This window comes from Spirochaetota bacterium, from assembly GCA_034190085.1.
Lineage (GTDB): Bacteria > Spirochaetota > UBA4802 > UBA4802 > JAFGDQ01 > JAXHTS01.
Genome location: JAXHTS010000058.1, coordinates 48278 through 69205, shown reverse-complemented (window position 1 = coordinate 69205; position 20928 = coordinate 48278). Strand labels below are relative to the sequence as shown.

The 20928-nt window shown below is 35.6% G+C and carries 13 protein-coding genes and 1 pseudogene; 9 read left to right on the top strand and 5 right to left on the bottom strand.

Going from position 1 to position 20928, the window contains the following annotated elements:
- Positions 1-40: 40 nt before the first annotated feature.
- The gene (locus tag SVZ03_11825) at positions 41-2149 is read left to right on the top strand and encodes a fibronectin type III domain-containing protein (GenBank protein MDY6934891.1); all 2109 of its coding nucleotides are present in this window, start codon (positions 41-43) and stop codon (positions 2147-2149) included.
- 193 nt (positions 2150-2342) lie between these two features.
- Here the strand turns inward: SVZ03_11825 and SVZ03_11820 are convergent, their stop codons facing one another.
- Positions 2343-2897 (bottom strand): polysaccharide biosynthesis/export family protein, encoded by a 555-nt coding sequence (locus SVZ03_11820; GenBank protein MDY6934890.1) that lies wholly within the window; start codon positions 2895-2897, stop codon positions 2343-2345.
- A gap of 142 nt (positions 2898-3039) precedes the next feature.
- A complete protein-coding gene (locus tag SVZ03_11815) occupies positions 3040-4071 on the bottom strand; it encodes a hypothetical protein (GenBank protein MDY6934889.1) in 1032 nt (343 codons plus the stop codon).
- 861 nt (positions 4072-4932) lie between these two features.
- Between SVZ03_11815 and SVZ03_11810 the strand changes: the two genes are divergently transcribed.
- The 4 genes from SVZ03_11810 (at position 4933) to SVZ03_11795 (ending at position 9889) form a co-directional block, all read left to right on the top strand.
- A complete protein-coding gene (locus SVZ03_11810; GenBank protein MDY6934888.1) occupies positions 4933-5355 on the top strand; it encodes a GtrA family protein in 423 nt (140 codons plus the stop codon).
- Positions 5356-6833: 1478 nt separating this feature from the next.
- Positions 6834-7847: a GDP-mannose 4,6-dehydratase gene (locus SVZ03_11805; GenBank protein MDY6934887.1), complete on the top strand. Its 1014-nt coding sequence runs from the start codon at positions 6834-6836 to the stop codon at positions 7845-7847.
- Positions 7848-7878: 31 nt separating this feature from the next.
- Positions 7879-8961 (top strand): DegT/DnrJ/EryC1/StrS family aminotransferase, encoded by a 1083-nt coding sequence (locus tag SVZ03_11800; protein ID MDY6934886.1) that lies wholly within the window; start codon positions 7879-7881, stop codon positions 8959-8961.
- Positions 8948-9889: a glycosyltransferase family 2 protein gene (locus tag SVZ03_11795; GenBank protein MDY6934885.1), complete on the top strand. Its 942-nt coding sequence runs from the start codon at positions 8948-8950 to the stop codon at positions 9887-9889. The genes SVZ03_11800 and SVZ03_11795 overlap by 14 nt, the downstream gene beginning before the upstream one ends.
- Positions 9890-10309: 420 nt before the next feature.
- Here SVZ03_11795 and SVZ03_11790 read toward each other — a convergent pair whose 3' ends face one another.
- On the bottom strand, positions 10310-11848 hold the full coding sequence (locus SVZ03_11790; GenBank protein MDY6934884.1) for a glycosyltransferase family 39 protein: 1539 nt from the start codon (positions 11846-11848) through the stop codon (positions 10310-10312).
- 199 nt (positions 11849-12047) lie between these two features.
- Positions 12048-12176: a hypothetical protein gene (locus SVZ03_11785; protein MDY6934883.1), complete on the bottom strand. Its 129-nt coding sequence runs from the start codon at positions 12174-12176 to the stop codon at positions 12048-12050.
- Positions 12177-12463: 287 nt separating this feature from the next.
- Between SVZ03_11785 and asnB the strand changes: the two genes are divergently transcribed.
- Positions 12464-14419, top strand: a complete 1956-nt coding sequence (gene asnB / locus SVZ03_11780; GenBank protein MDY6934882.1) for an asparagine synthase (glutamine-hydrolyzing) — start codon at positions 12464-12466, stop codon at positions 14417-14419.
- Here asnB and SVZ03_11775 read toward each other — a convergent pair.
- Entirely contained in the window at positions 14403-15638 is a 1236-nt protein-coding gene (locus tag SVZ03_11775) for a hypothetical protein (protein ID MDY6934881.1), read from the bottom strand. The two genes, asnB and SVZ03_11775, sit on opposite strands and share 17 nt — an antisense overlap.
- A 594-nt stretch (positions 15639-16232) precedes the next feature.
- Here SVZ03_11775 and gatA point away from each other — a divergent pair.
- The 3 genes and pseudogenes from gatA (at position 16233) to gatB (ending at position 20920) form a co-directional block, all read left to right on the top strand.
- Positions 16233-17660, top strand: a pseudogene (gatA, locus tag SVZ03_11770) (Asp-tRNA(Asn)/Glu-tRNA(Gln) amidotransferase subunit GatA).
- Between the two features lie 153 nt (positions 17661-17813).
- Positions 17814-19127 carry an aspartate--tRNA(Asn) ligase gene (gene aspS, locus SVZ03_11765; GenBank protein MDY6934880.1) on the top strand — a complete coding sequence of 438 codons (1314 nt, stop codon included), beginning with the start codon at positions 17814-17816 and terminating at the stop codon, positions 19125-19127.
- A 17-nt stretch (positions 19128-19144) separates the two neighbouring features.
- The gene (gatB, locus tag SVZ03_11760) at positions 19145-20920 is read left to right on the top strand and encodes an Asp-tRNA(Asn)/Glu-tRNA(Gln) amidotransferase subunit GatB (GenBank protein ID MDY6934879.1); all 1776 of its coding nucleotides are present in this window, start codon (positions 19145-19147) and stop codon (positions 20918-20920) included.
- Positions 20921-20928: the final 8 nt, after the last annotated feature.

The following is a 20928-nucleotide window of genomic DNA, read 5'->3' as shown; positions in this document are numbered from 1 at the left end:
AAAACCTTTTTTAAGTAATTTAAAAAAAAGGAGATCTTTTATGAAAAAAAATAAGGATTATTTCACAGAATACATTTCATTAAAATCAATTTTACAATGGTTATACACACCTATTATGATATTAATGCTCAGTTTGTTTTCAATAGGATGGAAATGCAATAATGATATTGAATTATCGCTTCCACTATCGCCAAATAACCTCATTGCTAATGCAGCAACATCAAGTTTAATAGAATTGAACTGGCAGGATAACTCGGCAAATGAGGTTGGATTCAAAATTGAAAAGAAGTATATAGGAGAATCATTTATAGAGATTGAAACTGTAGCCCCAGATGTTACCTCTTTCAATGATATAGGTTTCATTGAGGGAATAACATATTATCGTGTTAGAGCCTTTAACGATAACGGTTTCTCAGAATATTCCAATGAGGCAAAGGCTATTTTAGAAGAAGATTGCATTGAAAGCGATCCCTCATGGCAAAACCATTCTCTTACAGAAAGTCTTTATGACACCTTCACAGCAGATGTGGTTGTAATACCTGATAACGATAATATAGATGGTATTTTTGCCTTTTCAGATGGATCGGGCGCGACATTTTCAGATTTTGCCATACTCGTGCGTTTTAATGAAACAGGTTTAATTGATATCCGCAACGGGGATTCATATGAAGCGGATGAAACAGTTCCCTATACTCTTGGCATATGTTATCAATTCCGCCTGGCAGTCGATGTAACAAATCATACCTTTAGCGTCTATGTGACGCCTGAAAACACAAGTGAAACCATGATTGCTATGGACTATATCTTTCGCACAGAACAGAATACTGTGACCAACTTGAATAATATTGGTGTATGGGCAGATGATGGTGGCTCACTTCAAGTATGTAACCTAACGATTACAAGTACTGAACCAACAGAACCACCTGCGGCCCCGAGCAATCTTGATATCCAGTCTATCTCCCCCAACCGTATCGATCTAATCTGGAATGACAATTCCAATAATGAACAGGAATTCAGAATCGAAAAAAAAATCTCTGATGGAACTTTCATCGAGATTGCTACAGTTCCTAAAAATACTGAAATATTCAGTGACACAAGTGTAGCACCAGAAACTCCTTATTCCTACAAAATAAGAGCTTATAATATTGTTGATTACTCCGGTTATTCCAATGAAATTAGCACGACTACACCTCCACAACCGCCCCCTACAGATGGAATTATTATTGACCATACCTGTACAAAACTAACTGACATACCTGTGGAATATGTTGCTAAGGTGAAAGAAGAGTTATCCGTACATTATTGCGGTAGATCTCATGCATGTCAAATATATTGGCCAGGATTGCGTGAAGTAGATAGCAATGGTGGAGGCAATTGGGATTATTATTACCCAAGCAATGATACCCCCCTCTCAAATAATTCAAGATTGGATCTTGTTCACTATATAGGATCTGATCCAGGTATCGAGCCTCATGAATATTTCGGCGGAAACTCTGACAGTCCAGCTTGGGATTCGCGTCCTTACCCAATTGAAACCTATCTTGATGCGCATCCCGAGATCAATGTTGCTGGTATTGAATGGTGTGGTGAATTACATCTTACTAATCAAGGCGCCAATTCTAATTATGTGGATGGTTACATTAGAGCGATGAGTAATCTTGAGGAAAGATATAATGGAGCGAATGATAGAAAAATTACTTTTGTCTATTTTACAACAAATACTCAATATAGAGATGATGATACCGATATGGGTGGTAGCAATTTGGATGAGAAACAAGCGCGGGCACATCTAAACAATGAGAGAATACGCGCTCATTGCTATGAAAATAATTGTGTACTATACGACTTTGCAGACTTGGATATTTATTGTCCTGTTGATGGAAATGGAGATTTTGATCCCAACAGTGATAATTGGGTAAAGGAGCCAAATAGAAGCGCAGTAATCAGTTATAGTGATGAGACACATGACAATGAACTAAGAAATATATCATTTCCGGTATCCTATATGGGAGGTCCTGGAAATGTAAATCCTATTGGTTGGGGAAATTATAATATTACATACTATCATACAACCTTAGCCCATGCTGAGATAAAAGGGCAGGCATTTTGGTATTTACTTGCCAGGATTGCTGGATGGGATGGCCAATAATAAAAAATCAAAACTAATTGGTTGTCTGCCAATAAGTAACAGATGAGATGTTGTATCGCATTTTCTCCTTCAGTTGAGTGTTTTAGGAACAATTATGAATTACTAATAAATACAAGACTGAGGGAGAAAATAAGTATTATCAAATACCTGCCCTATATACAATTTTTAGTAATAAATTAAAAATTGATAATAATCAATCCGATACATAAACATAATCCCCTGACATAAGTACCACATCTTCAGCATCTCCTTTCATAACCTTTTTAATATCTATCTTGATAATATTCTTTCCAGGTCTATCTTTTCTAAATCTATGCACAACAACCTTACCAGAAGCATAATTCGATAATCCCCCTGCAATAGCTATCGCCTTTAAAACCGTAGTATATTCTCCTAAAGGGTATGAACCCGCATTTTGCACCATGCCGGAAATTGTAAAATTTCTGCTTCGAGATTCCAGAAGTGTTACAGTAACAATCGGATACTTTAAATAACCATTAGCAAGTCTCTGCTGTATATCTAATTGGATTTCACTTATTGTCTTACCCTTAACCTTAAGACTACCAATATAGGGGACAGATATCTCACCAGAAGGGGTTACAGCATTTTCTTTAGTAACTTGTTCTGGCTGCAATATGCTAATCTCTAATATATCACCAATACCTACTGTATATTCTTTATCTTTTGGTGATGAGATAGAAATCGATGGATAGTATATAATCATTAATACAAGCAATAAACGTATCATTATTATTCCCCCATTTATTATTAGCAGAATCTATACTTTAATAATGATTTGTAATATGAAATAATGAGCTTTAATCCTGCCAGATTACATTTTTATGTAATTATAATCCCCTTTGGCAAGAAATGATACTAATAATAGTTGATCAGAACTCGGCAGTCACCATAAGGATCACTTGATTCCTGGAGTATTCAGTAGTCTCAATACCCTCTGCTTTATTATTTGTATATGTATAGACTAAACTACCTTCTATGTTTTCTTTAATATCATAAGCTAAGGAAGTAGTTACTCCAATAAGCTCAGTTGTTGTATCTGAAAGGGTATATTCACCATAACCGTAAAAAGCTGAAAGGGATAATGATAAATCTCGCAGCATTTGTCTTGAGGCTTCACCTGAAATTCTAATATTCTCAAAAGGATCCTCGGAATACCCTACAACATTGGTTTGTTTTATGAATAAAACATTGATGGTATTATTTTCATCTATCTCATATGTAATTGAAGTAAGTAAATACGGGTATGTATTTTGAGTTCCATCAATAGTAATAATATAGACCCCACCGATACAACAGTTAGTATAAAATTGTCTTGTAAAAGAATGTCTATATTCGATGCCTGCCATTTGTTCTGAATTCGCCTCGCCTGTGTCATATTTGGTATACGTGAAATCATAAAATGGGTAAATTATATTAGAATTATTCCAGGAATACTCTACTCCAACTCCTGCTCCATTTGAATAGGAGTCGCATACCTCTCCGCCTGAATAATTATATAATTGATTGGTATATCGAATATTAAAAGAAAAATATCTCGATAACGTCTTTAAGTATGTAAGCTCAAATATATTAGAATAATAGCCAACCCTAACATCTGTTCTTCCAAATAATACTTCGAAACTGCGGGGTTCCGGGTAATGATTGAAGGTATCAGCAAGCTGAAAACGAGAGCGCCGTGAACTATTGTAAATATAATCTAATGTTAAATCCTGCGAATTATAGTTATCTTCCTGATTGTTTATATGAAATTGCTGATAGGTTCTACCTGCAAGCGTCAGAGATTGGAATCTACCCTCATGATTTATTCCCAAACCAAGCATCAAATATGTAATAAAATCATATTCCTGATCATCACTGGAAGCAGTAATATTATCATCGTACATTTCACTTATGCTCCCCATTATCGTAAAATCCCAACCAAATGCATATGCTCTTAGAAAAAGAAAAGTAAATGAAAGTAATAGAATAAGAAGTTTAATATAATTCATACCATATCATAATATCATCAATAAGTAAAAAATTTCAAAATAACCAAGAAGTATCAACTTTATCATATTAAAAATTCTATTGACATTAAGCTACTATTGAAATAATAATAATGTCAACTAATAAAATAAAATTAAAGAGAATATCAGATAACGGTTCAACTGACCGCGCTCAGGAAATAGCTAAAGGGTTAGTAAAAATACCCCAATTATACATATATCCAACTTGATAAGAAAGGAGTAGAACGAGTACTGAAAGCCTTGTAAACTCGTCCAAATGCTAATTTTAGGAATTAAGCATCCTGACATATATTATAGGCTTTCATAAAAATTAAATTGAAATATACAATTGAATTATATCAAAATATAATTTTATTTTTTCTACACAATGTTCCATTTTATAATAGGAGTAGGTTTCTTGTAAATAGAATAGATTGTAAAAGTTAAAATAATACTCACATTACTCAAGAAGACTCAATAAAATTAAACAATAGCCTATTGATATTCTCGAATCTATCAAAAGATTATAATACTATATGACGTTCCTTCAAAAAATTGATTTCTATAATATCGATACTGATTACAGTCAGTTACATACGATTATAGGCAAATATGGAACGCAAACTTTGTCAAAAGTAGTTTTTACTGTAGCGCCATATATAGTAAATTACTTCTTCACCTGATGCATAAAGATGTTTTCTTATTCAACAACTTTTATCTTGCTATAAGTGTTTACATTTAATAATATGTAATTGAATTGTACATAACTCCAAATCAATGATCTCTAAACTTATTCATATATATAATAACAACAAGAAAGAAATAAAGCTCTTTCTTAAGTATTGTATTGTTGGTGTTTCAAATACTATTGTTGGATTAGGAACAATACTAATACTATATAATATCTTTAAGGTTGACTATAGGCTTTCAAATATAATAGGCTATACTTTAGGACTGATAAATAGCTTTATACTAAATAAAATGTGGACATTTAGATCAAAAAGCGTATTCTACAAGGAGATAATTCCTTTTTTCCTATTTTTTTTAGTAAGCTATATTATTAACTTAGGAGCTGTAGTCTTTTGCGTTGAGATTCTATTGATTAACAAAAATATAAGCCAACTCATAGGAATGGTTTTTTATACTAGCACTAATTTTATTGGTAACAGATTATGGACTTTTAAAAATGAACTACTATAAGCGGAGAATATAGCAGGATATTTTGGCTCATACAGAGAATGATGTAATAAAGTGTAGCTCTGAAAGATTGTGCCCGATAATAATTTAGGAAACGAGTTTAACCTAATCCTATTGTTAGAGGTTTACAATCATGAGGGATTTTCCCCTTTCAGATTTGTTGGATTCAGAAAAATCTTATGATTCTCTTATCAAGATCTTACATCCCAATGTAAATGGCAACCTTCTCTCCCCCCCCCGAAGGTAGAGCTGCCTCATGCTAATTTTTGCTGAAATATTACGACTATGCACAAGAAGACCCCCCTAAATCCCACGAAGGGGGACTTGAAGATCTGTTATTGTTTGTTTTAAATTGTAATGATCATTTGTTAATTATGAATGCTGATATTACAACTCCGAAATATGTTAATTTGCTTGTAAGAGATATGAGTAAAAATATGACGCTCCCTAAGTAATATAAATAAAGTACTCCTTCGGTAAATAGAAATTATGGATCTCCCAATTTCACAGACTACTCCTCTTAAGGAAATTGTTATCCAGACTTGATCGCTTTTATATCTCTTTGTATAGACCTGAGTCCGCAAGCACATACCCTGTATGAAAGGTCCTCTTCTGTTAACACCGCTCCCTGAGTATAAGCTTCTCTTGTTATCCTTAATATCTTATTACATCTTGCTGCTGTTGTTGAAGCTATCTCGGCAAAATTATGTTCTTTGCAAAAACTCGAAGGATTTTCTCTTTATCTTATCATCTTCAGCATTATGTAATGTAATTATTATCTCTTTTAAATCAGTCTCTGAAATTTCCCGACCATGTGTCGCTTCAATCTTTGCTGCTAAAATTATCGTTTGGAAATGTCGCAATCCTGACCGATCATTATCAAATAAATACTTCTTTGAAAATTCTACAAATACTACTTGAGTTTCAATTCTTGATAAATTAGTATTCTTGAAAATGAAACTCGTAAAAAGCTTTCTTCGCTTTTTTATTTTAATCTATTAAAGCTGTCTCTACAGTTCGTTTGGTAACTCTTTATCATCTGGTATCTTTCATAAATTATACTCAGTCGACTTGAGATTACGAAAGTATAAAATTTTTATTATAGCTTAACTTCTGTAATTCTTCTGATTACGAGGAGTTACGGTTAAAAGTTGACTAATTTTGGATAAAGATTTTTCGCAAACCTATTTAGAATGAATATAAAATTCAACAATATTATTTCCGAAGGCGCTATATGACACATTTAAATCAATATATTTACGTCATTTGACGTAATTTTAATTTCAAAATAATTGGATTCAAAATGCGATAGAAGAGACCTTTGGAGTTTTTACCGAAGAATCGCCTGCTGTAAAATTAATAACTTGATTTATTTTAATGATTCATATATCATTTGTTTATAATAATAGTGATTTTCTATAGATTTCTATTTCACTTAATACAATTATATCAATGACAAGCATTTCTACCACCATATAGTTATGACAAATTCAGAATATATATTTTCCAATTATAATTTGAAAAATGTGCTTATTACAGGAGGGCTCGGATTTATCGGCTCAAATCTGGCTCTTAAACTTGTGCATCTTGGGGCAAAGGTCACGTTGATTGATAGTATAATCCCAGAATATGGTGGCAATTTGTGGAATATCGAACCAATAAAAGATAAAGTTCATATAAATATCTCAGATGTGCGTGATGAACACTCGATGAAATATTTGATAAAAGATCAGGATTATCTGTTTAATCTTGCAGGACAAACGAGTCATATTGATTCGATGAACAATCCGTATACTGATTTAGATATTAATGTACGCTCTCAATTGTTTATATTAGAGGCTTGTAGAAATTACAATCCCAATATAAAGATTATTTTTGCCAGCACTCGTCAAATGTATGGAAAGCCTCAATACCTTCCAGTTGATGAACGACATCCTCTATGTCCAGTTGATGTAAACGGCATCAATAAAATGGGAGGTGAATGGTATCATCTAGTGTATAACAATGTGTATAATATCTGTTCAACGGTTTTACGATTAACAAACACATACGGCCCTCGAATGAGAGTTAAAGATGCACGTCAAACTTTTTTAGGAATATGGATCCAACGGTTGATCGAAGGGAAGCCAATCCATATTTATGGTGACGGAAAGCAAATTCGAGATTTTAATTATGTAGATGATGTAGTAATCGCATTATTACTAGCGGGTATATCAGAAGATGCGAATGGAGAAATTTTCAATCTTGGAGCAGAAGATCCGATTACCCTAAAGGATACAGCTCAAATGCTTATTGAGTTGAACGGTAGCGGAAATTATGAAATAATCCCCTTTCCAGCAGATCGAAAAAGCATTGATATTGGGGATTATTATGGCGACTATCGTAAAATTCGCTCAAAACTAGGTTGGACCCCACAGACACCACTAAAAGAAGGACTTCGAAAGACAATCGACTATTATATAAATAATTCTGAATTTTATTGGGACTCAAATTAAAATTCATAAAGTTACCACTTAGAAAAGACACATGATTGTATTCAATAATTTTACTCGTCAATACGAATCAATTAAAAATGAAATTGATAATGCAGTTCAAAACGTGCTAAATAAGGGATGGTTTATACTCGGTGATGAGGGATGCCAGTTTGAAAATGAATTTGCTAATTATATTGGAGTATCATATTGTGTTGGAGTAGCTTCAGGAACTGATGCAATTACTTTGTCATTAATGGCTCTGGATATTGGAAATGGTGATGAAGTCATTACATCAAATATGACAGCTTATCCCACTATCACAGGGATTATGAGGGCTGGAGCAATTCCAGTTGTGGTTGATATTTCTGTAAAAGATGGACTTATTGATTGGCAGAAAATCGAGAAAAAAATAAATCACAAGACAAAAGCAATAATCCCTGTTCATTTATACGGACAGAGTTGTAATATGGATCCAATTTTACAACTGGCTGATCAAAATCATCTAAGTATAATTGAAGATTGCGCTCAAGCAGCTGGGGCAACTTATAAAAATAAATATGTAGGTTCAAATGGAACATGTTCCGCCTTTTCATTCTATCCGACAAAAAATCTTGGAGCTTATGGTGATGGTGGCGCTATTACCACAAATGATGAAAATATTTATAATAAATTGCTGCTGCTTCGGAATTATGGGAAAAAAACTGGTTATGAGCATACATTAAATGGTGTAAATAGCAGATTAGACGAACTTCAGGCTGCAATATTAAGAGTGAAACTCAAATACCTCAAACAATGGAATGAGAAACGTCGCCAAATTGCTTATTTTTACCAGCAATACCTAAATACTGTTGAATGCTTAGTTGAACATTCTTATGGTCAATGCGTTTATCATCTATTTGTAGTTAGAACTCATAAAAGGGATGATTTACTCATGCACTTAAAGAGAGCAAAAATTCAATCATTGATTCATTATCCAATTCCGATAAACAAGCAAAAAGCATATCCATATCAACAAAACGAATGTTTTGAAAATACAGAATTATTTGCGGACACTATTTTAAGTCTTCCAATTTTCCCAGAATTAAATACAGATGAATTAAAGACAATTGTGAAGGTTATTAATGAATTCAATTAGCACTAATTCGTTTATCTCAGTTGTAATTCCTGTCTATAAAGGAGAGGCAACTATTGGGAGAGTTGTTAATGAATTGATTAATACAATAACTGAGTTGTTTACAATCGAAATAATTCTTGTAAATGATAACTCACCTGATGATTCAGAGCATGAGTGTATAAGACTTTATCATCAATTTCAAGGCATCGTTCGATTTTTTTCACTATCAAAGAATGTAGGTGAACATAATGCAGTTATGGCTGGGCTTAATAAATCTCGAGGTGATTTTGTGGTTATCATGGATGATGATTTCCAAAATCCAATAACTGAAGTGAAAACATTAATCAACGCCGCAATCAATAATAAAAATGATGTTATTTATACTTATTACGAGAAAAAGGAACATTCACGTTTTAGAAATTTTGGGAGTTGGTTTAATGATAAAGTTGCTAATATCATGCTTAACAAACCACGCAATTTGTATCTTTCAAGCTTTAAAATTCTGAACCGATTCATCGTTGATGAAATAATAAAATATGATCTTCCTTATCCATATATTGATGGTTTAATTTTACGAACGACAGATAAGGTGGGAGTAATAAATGTCAAACATCAGAAGAGAGAGATAGGTGAATCCGGCTATACACTTAAAAAACTTGTCTCTTTATGGTTAAATATGTTTGTTAATTTTTCTATCCTACCGTTACGAATAGCAACAATTATTGGATTTTTGTTTTCATTATTTGGGCTCGTGTTTGCTATAATCACCTTTGTGGAAAAAATATTAAATCCAGAATTGCCAGTCGGATGGGCAACAATAACCATCTTTATTTCTATCTTTGCAGGAATTCAACTCATAGCCTTAGGAATGATTGGTGAATATGTGGGTAGAATATTTCTTTCTCAAAATAAAAAACCTCAATATACCATAAAAAAATCATTTGAATAGAATTATAAATAGTAATAATTATAAGGAAATAATATAATTGAGATAATATTTAAAATAAGATTTACTCCTTTGCCTGTCAAAGACAGGCGCTTGTAACTCTTGTGCTCGCTTGCACTAGATACATCCCTGTATGGTAGGATTAGAAGAATCTGTGATGTATGTAAAATCCAAGAACCGATATAGGTATAAAATAGCTTTTTCGCCCTCTACTTCCCTCTTTTTATCCTTACCCTCACCTAAATCCCTTCGGCTTCGCTTAGGATAGGTCTCGAAACCCAGCCTCTATGAATCCTTACATGGTTATAAAACCGACATTTTACAAAAAACGCTCATTTGAAAAATGATTAAAATTTCGATATGCTAAACCATAAACATAAAAAATCAAGCTTTTCAGAAAATTATGGTCACTACATCTATGTCTTATATACTTTCCCGAGAAAGGACAACAGGATTAAGATTATGATTTCTAAAAATAGTTATTTCAATCTTGTTAAAATTGACTTTCTTTTCTAATTTAAAATTATTAAAATAATATTTATAGGTTTTATCCACAACCCCATCTCTATACTTCTGAATTCTTATGGATTTCACAAAAAACATTCTACTATGAAAAGATGTATTTCCAATAGCCTTATCAACTGTAATATCAAAGGGCATACAGAAGTCATTTAATCTACCTGAAGGGGCATAATATTGAGCTACTCTCAGAACACTCTCATGAAAGATGAGAGCTGCATCTTTGTCTTTAATATTCACATCAAGATATCTAATAGCCCCCCTCAAATCGACCTTGCTATATATGGGATTATAATAATGATTGTATAGTGAGAATCCTGTTATCAATAATAATATTAAAATTGAGATAAATCTAGTATAGATATTCATCTTTTCAATTCCATGTCCTATAAGAAGCAGGTATAAGGGTAGAGCGTATAGGATATATCTAACATTAAATGGTACACTATTAGAGAAAAAGGCAGTTAAGAAAATAAAAAGTGAAGGTATAAAGAAAGGTATCAAATAGCCTAGCCTGTTCTCAATATCTTGATCCTTAATATAATATATAAAAGTACAAAGTATAAGATATAAAAGAAAAAGTGCTGAAGGAATAAGAATAATACCATATTCTTGAAAAATTATTTTCAAGGATTCTGCTCCATATAGAGCATGAAGTGACCTGATTTCCGTGATAGGAGGCCCGAAACTAGTTCCAACATTAAAAGTAAAAATTGCATATATTAAATCAAGAATACCAGTTTTATGCATACCGCCAATATTAGAAAACTCTGCATTAAAGAAGGCTAATATACCAGGAATATAGCTTATAGTAATTACAAACATACAACCGATAAAACTTATAAATTCTTTTGTATATCTCTTTATATAAAGTAGAAAATAGATACCAATTGCAGCAAATATATATATTGAATTTAGATGTGTCCATAACATAGATACTGCAATGAGTGTAAAGAGGATCCACGTTCGTAGAGTACTAAGTTTTAATATCTTGAGAAATAGAAATAATAAGAGAAGTGTTAGCAGCACCCACAATGAATACATCCTTGCTTCTTGAGAATACCAGATATGAAGGGGTGATAAAAGGAACAGTATAGCGCCAATAACAGCGCTTCGTTTTTTAAATAGCAACATCCCTATATAATAAAGCACAACAACAGATAGAGAACCATATAAAGCAGAAGGGAATCTAAGCGCCCATTCACTTAATCCAGCAATTTTGCTAAAAAGATATATGGAAAGATGACTCAAGGGAGCCATAAATCCTTCACTCATTACTGAACGATAAGCATCTTGTAGAGTAGTATGATTAATCTGAAAAGCCGTTGCACCCTCATCTTGCCAAAGACTCATGCTATCAAGATGAAACAATCGAAGGCATAGCGCTCCTATGAATAGAGATACAGACCATTGAAAATTGGTTAACGCTCTGTAAGTTGTCATTATTTATTACCTGGAAATATGTTATTATTATTTTCTGATATCATATTATATGTCTAGTGAATTATAAAACAACAGCAAATCAATAATTAGAGTACAAAACATATCTGTTCAATTGTCAAGGTAGTTTTGGTAAATTCATATTGGGTTTAATCATTTTAATGTTTACACTCATGCATATTTTGTCAGATTATCATATAACCTATGCTCCCTGATATTTCCATCTCATGCCAGTTTTTCCCATCCTATCCTTTATCAAAGGACGACACGCACTTTCTACATTCCCGCTTCCAATAGGATGCTCCTTTTCAATATACTCACTATATTTCATTCGTTCTTTATTATTTTCGAATAATGAAATAGTATCCGATCAAGATAAACATAAGCATCTGTAATATTCTTCTTCAAAAAATAACCTTGCTCAGCGGGCAAGGTTATTCATATTAGAATATAATTTATTTGTCATGTTTTCATAATAAAATGCTTACCACGAAAAAACTGTAAATAATGATTGCTTATTATTCAATAATTATCATATAATAAACTCAAATCATCACTCCCCCCAAAAGGAATAATATTACTCATTGATTTTTACTAATATTTGAATAGAAATAAATCATGTGCGGAATAGCAGGTATCTATAACACAAGAGCTCGAAATCCAGTCGATTCATCAGTACTAGAAAAGATGATTGAATCGCTCAGGCATAGGGGGCCAGATGAAACAGGTTTCCACATAAACAATGATATCGCACTTGGGCAAAGCAGGCTTAGTATAATTGATCTATCAGGCGGGAAACAGCCGATTTACAATGAGGATAAAACAATTTGCGTGACTCTGAACGGAGAGATATTCAATTATATTGAGTTAAGAGAACAATTGATTAAAAAGGGTCATGTATTTTCCACCCATAGCGATACAGAGGTTCTTGTTCATCTTTATGAAGATTATGGCAAGGACTTCCTTCAACATCTCAATGGTCAGTTTGGCATTGCGCTATGGGATGAAACGAATAAAGAGTTAATATTAGCGAGAGACCGCGTTGGAATACGTCCACTCTTTTATTCTATTTTGAATGATGGCAGCTTGTTATACGCCTCTGAGATGAAGGCCATTTTCTGTCATCCTGGGATAAAACCAGAACTTGATCCTCATGGCATTGATCAAATATTCAGCTTCTGGGTTAACATTCCACCAAGGACAGTATTTAAAGACATAAATGAACTTGCTCCGGGCCACTTTCTTACTGTTTCGCAAGGTGGAATTAAGAGTTACAAATTCTGGGATTATCAATATCCAGACGAAAGAGATTTCGAAGATAAACCCCTATCCTACTATGTTGAAAGATTGAATGAAAAACTATATGATGCGGTAACCATTCGCCTTCGTGCGGATGTGCCTGTTGCAGCCTATCTAAGCGGTGGCATCGACTCCTCAATCATCACATCGCTTGTAAAAAAATATCATAATAATGATCTTATTACTTTCTCAGTCGCATTTCATGATGCGGACTATGATGAACGCCCCTACCAGATGGAGATGGTAGATTTCTTAAATACTGACCATCGAATTATTGAAGCTGATTACAATAATATTGGAAATGCATATTCTGACGTGGTATGGTATGCTGAAAAACCGATGATTCGAACTGCGCCTGCCCCGCTTTATTTGTTATCAGGTTTAGTGCGGGATAATAACATCAAGGTAGTGCTAACCGGAGAAGGGGCTGATGAAATGTTTGGTGGTTATAATATTTTTAAGGAGGATAAAATCCGTCGTTTCTGGGCAAAATATCCGAATTCCAGATGGCGTCCCAAACTCCTCTCGTCATTATATCCCTATATCGCTAAGGATCAAAGGGCGGAAAGATTCTGGCAATTATTCTTTAAGAAGGGACTCACTGATACAGATAATAAATATTATTCCCATAACATCCGTTGGAATAATACCTCACAGATAAAACAGCTCTTCAACAACCAATTTAGAGAGTCCTTTGATGATAATCTGATATTTCAGGAATTAGAAGATTATATAAATCCGGAGATAAGAAGATGGCACCCGCTCTGCAGGGCTCAATATCTGGAGTCATCCCTATTTATGGCAGGATACCTGCTCTCATCTCAAGGCGATCGAATGATGATGGGTAATTCTGTAGAGGGGAGATTCCCATTTCTGGATCATAATGTTATAGAATTTGCAAACACCATACCGCCAAAATATAAAATAAAGGTGCTGAATGAAAAATTCATATTGAAAAAAACCTTTGAACAGATCTTACCCAGTTCAATTATTAACAGACCAAAACAACCCTATCGCGCGCCAATAAGTCAATGTTTTACAGAAAACAACAATATATCCTCATCAATGATATCTGAGAAAAATATCGATAAATTCGGGTACTTTGTACCAGAGAGCGTAAAAAATTTATTGAAAAAATTTTCACAAAAGGGTGGGAAAAATATCAGCGCACGCGATGACATGGCTTTGGTGGGTATTGTTTCTCTGCAATTGTTGCATTATCATTTTATTGAGAGGTATCAAGATAATTTTTCTACCCTTAGTATAAAAAAATAGGATGTGAATCTGGATTTTTCCCAAAATAGGTTACATCATCTATGATTTTAATCTTTTCGCCACGTAGAATTGAATAGAGGGTGCGCTCAATACCGATCCCGCCTCCAGCAGTGTCAGGGAAAATCGGTTTACCCGTTGAATCCTTCATTGAGGCAAAATATAGAAATGGCCCATACCCACCAAGTTCATCAATATTTTCAATATTCCCATCAACAATATTCGGGCGAGATGGCAGAACCCTATTATCAATTATTCTTTCGATAATCGGTTCAAAAAGCCATTCCCTGATCGCTCCTGACATGATCTCCTTTGCCGGCGCTTGCTTGCCTGACTTCGCGTCTATACTCTTTGCCAAAATATCATAATTAAAGATATTACGAGATTTAGCATCTCGTAGATTGACCTTAGATCCATTCTGAGATAGATACGGATAGATTAGATCATAGTTCTCCCTCAATAAACCTGTTATCCAGAAGAACTGGGCATCTGTCATCTTCCCAACCTCTTCTTCAAGTCCTCTTGCTCCAAATTTTGCTACACATTCGTCTTTATGGAAGCTAGGGAATGGAATCCTTGGCACCTCCAATATCACGCCAAGATCTTTTAGATTATCGCTATTTCTTTTATTCAATTCCTCGCATACATGAACCATCATCCTTTCAAAAAAATTCTTTGCCTTTCCCATATCTTCATCAAGGGCATCGAACACCATTGACACCTGATTATAATAATCATCAATGGTTATTCCCCTATTGCGTCTAAATTCAACATCCATCTGAGAAAAATCAGCAAGATATCTTCCCCTCTGTTCTCCAATAGGACTCTCGATCTCAAGACGGATATTCGGTGAATCAACAAATATGCCTTTAATGTCAGGATTTGAACATGCTAGGAACTTACTGTAAATCATGCTATGTGTTGTTAGGTACGTATGCCCCTTGTAGTCGATAGCAGGTGTATGTTCAATATCATGCGCCAATGGATCTGTAATAATACTCAGCATAACCTTTTCAAGATTAAAGAGCCCCTCATTAACAAGGAATTGATTCATGGCATTCACAAATGTAGTTCGAATTGCCATCACATTGAACAGATTATCGGATATCCATTTGCTCGTGTAATTTTCCTTAATATAATCCCCAAGGGTAGAACCTTCCTCGTTTATTGCGGATTGAAATCTGTAAAGATCTTCACCAATAGTCTTAATTTTATCTTCCATTTTTACATGCCCTATTCAAAAGGAATAATTTAATACGAAGTCCCTTCAATGATTTTCAATTCCATATCGACTTCTTGATTCTTAAATTCATTCTCTTACTGAATGCATCCTGAGGTGAAAAGAAATATTACTTACCCTCATCAAGATGAAGTATAAATTTCAATCATTTTTTTTATAGATGATAAAAAAGGGATAATAGTACAAATAATGGATGTATTCGCTACCTTTGACAGTTGTCATTCACCTTTATGCATAGGTGTAGGTTCAGCAAATGCAGGAATCTTATAATAATTCTATTCAAAACAAATGGACTCCTGCATTTGCAGAAAGTCATTTGACAATCTCTATAATACTCAGTTAATTTTACTTCTATGTAACAAAATATCCCTTTAATGCTTTGCCAATTATCCACATTAAAATAATGTTGTAAAATCAGTGCCCCTTTCAAGGGCTGCACTCATAAGCAAAGGAGTGAATGCCTATACCCGCCCATATGCTCGACGGCTGGTAAAACATTTGCCAACCCTGTCAGCACAATGACTATATAAGAACTCAAGAGTTTGTTTATTTTTTTCTTTAGGATACACTAAGTACATGGACAGAATAGTAAGTAAAAATATTAAAGAGATAACCTCTCTTATAAAAAAGAGAGAGATAACCTGTGTGGAATTGATAAAGGCTTACCTGGAACAGATAGTTAAATATGATCCTGTTCTGGAGTGCTTCATCTCACTATATAGCAGGGAGACTCTTATTAAACAGGCAGAGGAGAGCGATGCGCGGTGGCAGAACAAGGCTCAAAAAAGCCTGATTGACGGCTTACCCATAGCTATAAAAGACAACATCCATTCTATGGGTATTGCAACCACCTGCGCTTCTAAAATTTTAGAGAACTATTATCCCCCATATGACGCAACAACAATCAAAATGATCAAGGGAAAAGGTGGGATTATCATAGGTAAGACCAATCTGGACGAATTCGCAATGGGATCAACCTGCGAAAACTCAAGCCTCAAGCATACAAGAAATCCCTGGGATTTAAACAGGGTACCTGGAGGTTCATCAGGCGGATCTGCAGCGGCTGTGTCATCAGGCATGGTTCCCCTGGCCATAGGAAGCGATACCGGGGGTTCTATACGGCAGCCAGCAGCGTTTTGCGGGATTTTCGGTTTAAAGCCAACATACGGCCTTGTTTCACGGTATGGATTGACAGCCTATGCCTCCTCATTAGATCAGATTGGTCCTTTATCCAGAGATGTATATGGGATTGCTATTCTGTTGAATGCAATAAGCGGGTATGATAAAAATGATTCCACATCCCTGGACATACCCTCAAAGGATTATACAGCTAAATTGGATCAGGATATAGCTGGAATGCGCATAGCAGTATTGCCGGAACTCTTCCAGGAGGGAGTGTCTCCGCAAATTCGGGAGCAATTTAAGAAATCCATAGGGATGTTAAAAGGGCTGGGCGCTCAAATTGAAGATGTTTCATTTAGCGCCCTTCAATACGCAACCTCTGCATACTATTTTATTGCAACAGCCGAAGCCTCTTCAAACCTTTCCAGATATGATGGAGTAAAATACGGCTATCGAAACAGCAGGCAGAGTGATTATCAGGAGATGCTTCGCATGACGCGTTCAGTCGGTTTTGGAAAAGAGGTTAAAAAACGAATTCTTCTGGGTAATTTTGTGCTTTCTTCAGGGTATTACGATGAATACTATAGAAAGGCCCAGAGGGTGAGGGCTTACCTCAGAGAGGAATTAAAAAAAATATTTGAGACATTTGATGCTATTGCCATGCCCACCACCCCTGAGATAGCCTTTCCCATTGGCGAGAGCCTGAAAGATCCTATGAAAATATATTTGTCAGACGTTACCACAGTACTGCCCAATCTGGCGGGACTGCCGGCGATTTCAGTGCCTTCAGGTATGGTTAATGATATGCCTGTAGGTCTTCAGTTGATGGGCAGGGCGCTAGAAGAAGAAAATCTGCTGAAAATTGCTTTTGCCTTTGAAAAGCAGCTCAGAGATGAGTTCATACCCCCTCTCGAAGAGGTGTTTGCTGATAAGGATAGAATCGTCTGCAAGACAGGCGCCAGGGAAGAAGGCGGGAGAGAGGAAGCAACCTCAATATATACACAGGAAGATATTAACAAAATATCCAAAACATATATGCAAAGAGATAAAAATTATTCTGACAGGGTATATTGTAATGATCTTGAAGACTATGTGAATAAAGATATTAAAATCGCAGGATGGATTCATAGAAAGAAGAACCTTGGCGGCATTGAGTTTTACGATTTAAGGGACAGGAGTGGTTTCACACAGCTTGTTATTGAGGGGGATGGACTTAAGGAACGTTTAAATCTCGAAACGGTTGTTGAAATCTATGGGCAAGTGACAAAGGAAGAGCGTAGTCCATATAACAATATTGAAATAAAGGTAAAGACAATAAATATTATTGGCAGGGCTGCTAATGATCTGCCTATCAGCATTAATAATAACTCAGGCAACATAAATCTCCCGACAATACTTGATAATAGAACTATTTCAGTAAGGAATCCGAAAATTCTAAATACATTCAGAATCCAGTCAGAGATAGTTAAGCTCTTTGGAGAATACCTTTCAGAACATAAATTTATTGAAATAAAAACACCCAAGATCATTTCTTCCGGAACTGAGGGGGGCAGTAATATATTTGAGATAAAATATTTTGGAAACTCAGCATTTCTAGCCCAATCGCCACAGTTTTATAAACAGACCATGGTAGGGAGCGGATTTGAACGGGTATTTGAGATCGGTCCGGTATTCAGGGCAGAGCTTCATAACACAGTGAGACATTTAAATGAGTATGTGAGCCTGGATTATGAAATGGGATTTATAAAGGATGAGCAGGATATTATTGATATGCAGGAAGGGCTTATAAAATACATTTTCAAAAAATTGAAAGAAAAGTTTGCATATGAATTAGAAGAGGCTGGTTCCCCAATTGATTTGCCTGAAATCATTCCCAGAATTCACTTTCTGGAGGCCCTGGAAATTGTAGAGTCATTCGGTATAAGGGATATGGAAGAGGGTGACATTTCACCTGAGGGTGAAAGGGTTATATGTGAATATTTTGAAAGGGAGAAAAACTCATCCCTTGTTTATATAATCGGTTATCCTGTAAAAAAGAGACCTATGTACACAATGCCCGATGAGCGATTGCCTGGTTACACCAGAAGCTTTGATTTGCTCTACAATGGAATTGAAATTACTACAGGGGGACAGCGGATTCATGATTATGATATGCTCAGGGAGAATGTTTTAAGTTTTGGCTGCAATCCACGTGATTTTAGTCATTACATGGATATCTTCAGGTTTGGCATGCCGCCGCATGGCGGACTGGGTATGGGATTGGAAAGGCTGACAATGAAAATTCTAAATCTGAAAAATATTCGAGAGGCCTCCCTCTTCCCGAGGGATATAAATCGGCTATCCCCATAGATAGATGGAAGTTAATAATGAAAGAAAAAGGAACAATAAATATTGAGAAACTGATTGGACTTGCAACTTTTGATGTAAGCGAAGAAGAAAAGGGTCAGCTCGAAAAGGAGTTAGAGGATTTTTTGGAATATGCCAGGGTAATCAATAATGCCCCCTGCCAGGACATGAAACCGGTCAGTCATGCTGTTTACAAAGATCCCTATCTGCGAGAGGATGAATCTGAGACATGGGCTGATCTGGATATGCTCATTAAAAATGGTCCATCCGTTCTTGGTACAAATTATATTGCCCCTCCCCAAAAAGGGAGGACAGGAATTGATGAAAAGTCCCTGGAACGGAATGTAATTACAGAGAAGGGCATTGAGTATGAGGCGGTAATTGGATTAGAGGTGCATGCCCAGTTGAATACGAAGACAAAATTGTTCTGTAAATGCTCTACTGAATTCGGCAGGGAATCAAACAGCAATACCTGTCCTGTATGCTCCGGACACCCCGGTGTATTGCCTGTTCTAAATAAAGAGGCTGTTAATATGGCAATACTTGCCGGGCTGGCTGCAAAATCAACAGTAAATAATCGCTCCATCTTTGCCAGGAAAAATTATTTTTATCCTGATTTGCCCAAGGGTTACCAGATTTCCCAATTTGAGGAGCCTATCTGCAGCGGCGGATATGTTGATGTGGAGGTCGATGGGCCTGTTAAAAGGATCAGATTAAACCGCATCCACATGGAAGAGGACGCTGGAAAGATGGTTCATGTGGGAGCGCCAGGCATCTGGGGATCAAAGGCGAGCGCTATAGACTTTAACAGATGCAGCGTTCCTCTTCTCGAAATTGTCACTGAGCCGGATATATCAAGTCCAAAGGAGGCCAGGGAGTATGTTATGATGATACGGGCCATACTGGTTTCCCTGGGCATATGCGACGGCAATATGGAAGAGGGCAGCCTGCGCTGTGATGCCAATGTGTCTATAAGACCTGTGGGAAGCGCTGAACTGGGGGTTAAAACTGAAATTAAGAATATGAACTCCTTTAAGGCAATTGAAAAAGCCCTGGATTATGAGATTGACCGCCAGAGGAAGATGAAAAAAGCAGGCATTCCTATTGAACAGGAAACAAGATTATGGGATGATAGCGCTCAGAAGACATATCTGATGAGAAGTAAAGAGGAATCCCATGATTATAGATATTTCCCCGATCCTGATCTGTTGCCCCTTGAATTAACTGATGAATGGATCAATGGCCTTAAAGATAGATTACCCCTTTTGCCTCTGGAAAGGAAGAAGACATACAAAGAGGAATACGGCTTTAACAATGACGAGGCCCGTTTATTCATGATCAATCCGGACTATGCTGATTTCTTTGAGGAGGTACTGAAGATCTATGATAAGCCCAGAATACTGGCAAACTGGTTTTTTAGTGAGATATTATCCTACATTGATAACGATATTCAGAATATGCATATTCAACCAGCAGATTTATCAGAGTTTCTCAAGAAGATTAATAGCGGAGAAATAAGCGGCAAGATTGGCAAGGACGTGATAAAAAGGGCCTTTGCCACGAATAAGGGATTGATTGAGATTATTGACCAGGAAGGGATTAAACAGATCATTGATCCAGATGCTATTGAGAAGATAGTTGATGAGATTCTTGAGAAGAATCCATCCCAGGTTGATTTGTATAGAAGCGGTAAGACCAAAATAATGGGCTTCTTTGTTGGGGAGGTGATGAAAGCCACTAATGGGAAGGCCAATCCAGGGATGGCAAATGAGATATTAAGGGAAAAGCTCAGTTAACAGCAAAA

Excerpts from the sequence above, each read along its gene's own strand:
- SVZ03_11825 (MDY6934891.1), top strand. The coding sequence starts at position 41 with ATGAAAAAAAATAAGGATTATTTCACAGAATACATTTCATTAAAATCA.
- SVZ03_11820 (MDY6934890.1), bottom strand. The coding sequence starts at position 2,897 with ATGATACGTTTATTGCTTGTATTAATGATTATATACTATCCATCGATT.
- SVZ03_11815 (MDY6934889.1), bottom strand. The coding sequence starts at position 4,071 with ATGGGGAGCATAAGTGAAATGTACGATGATAATATTACTGCTTCCAGT.
- SVZ03_11810 (MDY6934888.1), top strand. The coding sequence starts at position 4,933 with ATGATCTCTAAACTTATTCATATATATAATAACAACAAGAAAGAAATA.
- SVZ03_11805 (MDY6934887.1), top strand. The coding sequence starts at position 6,834 with ATGACAAATTCAGAATATATATTTTCCAATTATAATTTGAAAAATGTG.
- SVZ03_11800 (MDY6934886.1), top strand. The coding sequence starts at position 7,879 with ATGATTGTATTCAATAATTTTACTCGTCAATACGAATCAATTAAAAAT.
- SVZ03_11795 (MDY6934885.1), top strand. The coding sequence starts at position 8,948 with ATGAATTCAATTAGCACTAATTCGTTTATCTCAGTTGTAATTCCTGTC.
- SVZ03_11790 (MDY6934884.1), bottom strand. The coding sequence starts at position 11,848 with ATGACAACTTACAGAGCGTTAACCAATTTTCAATGGTCTGTATCTCTA.
- SVZ03_11785 (MDY6934883.1), bottom strand. The coding sequence starts at position 12,176 with ATGAAATATAGTGAGTATATTGAAAAGGAGCATCCTATTGGAAGCGGG.
- asnB (MDY6934882.1), top strand. The coding sequence starts at position 12,464 with ATGTGCGGAATAGCAGGTATCTATAACACAAGAGCTCGAAATCCAGTC.
- SVZ03_11775 (MDY6934881.1), bottom strand. The coding sequence starts at position 15,638 with ATGGAAGATAAAATTAAGACTATTGGTGAAGATCTTTACAGATTTCAA.
- aspS (MDY6934880.1), top strand. The coding sequence starts at position 17,814 with ATGCAAAGAGATAAAAATTATTCTGACAGGGTATATTGTAATGATCTT.
- gatB (MDY6934879.1), top strand. The coding sequence starts at position 19,145 with ATGAAAGAAAAAGGAACAATAAATATTGAGAAACTGATTGGACTTGCA.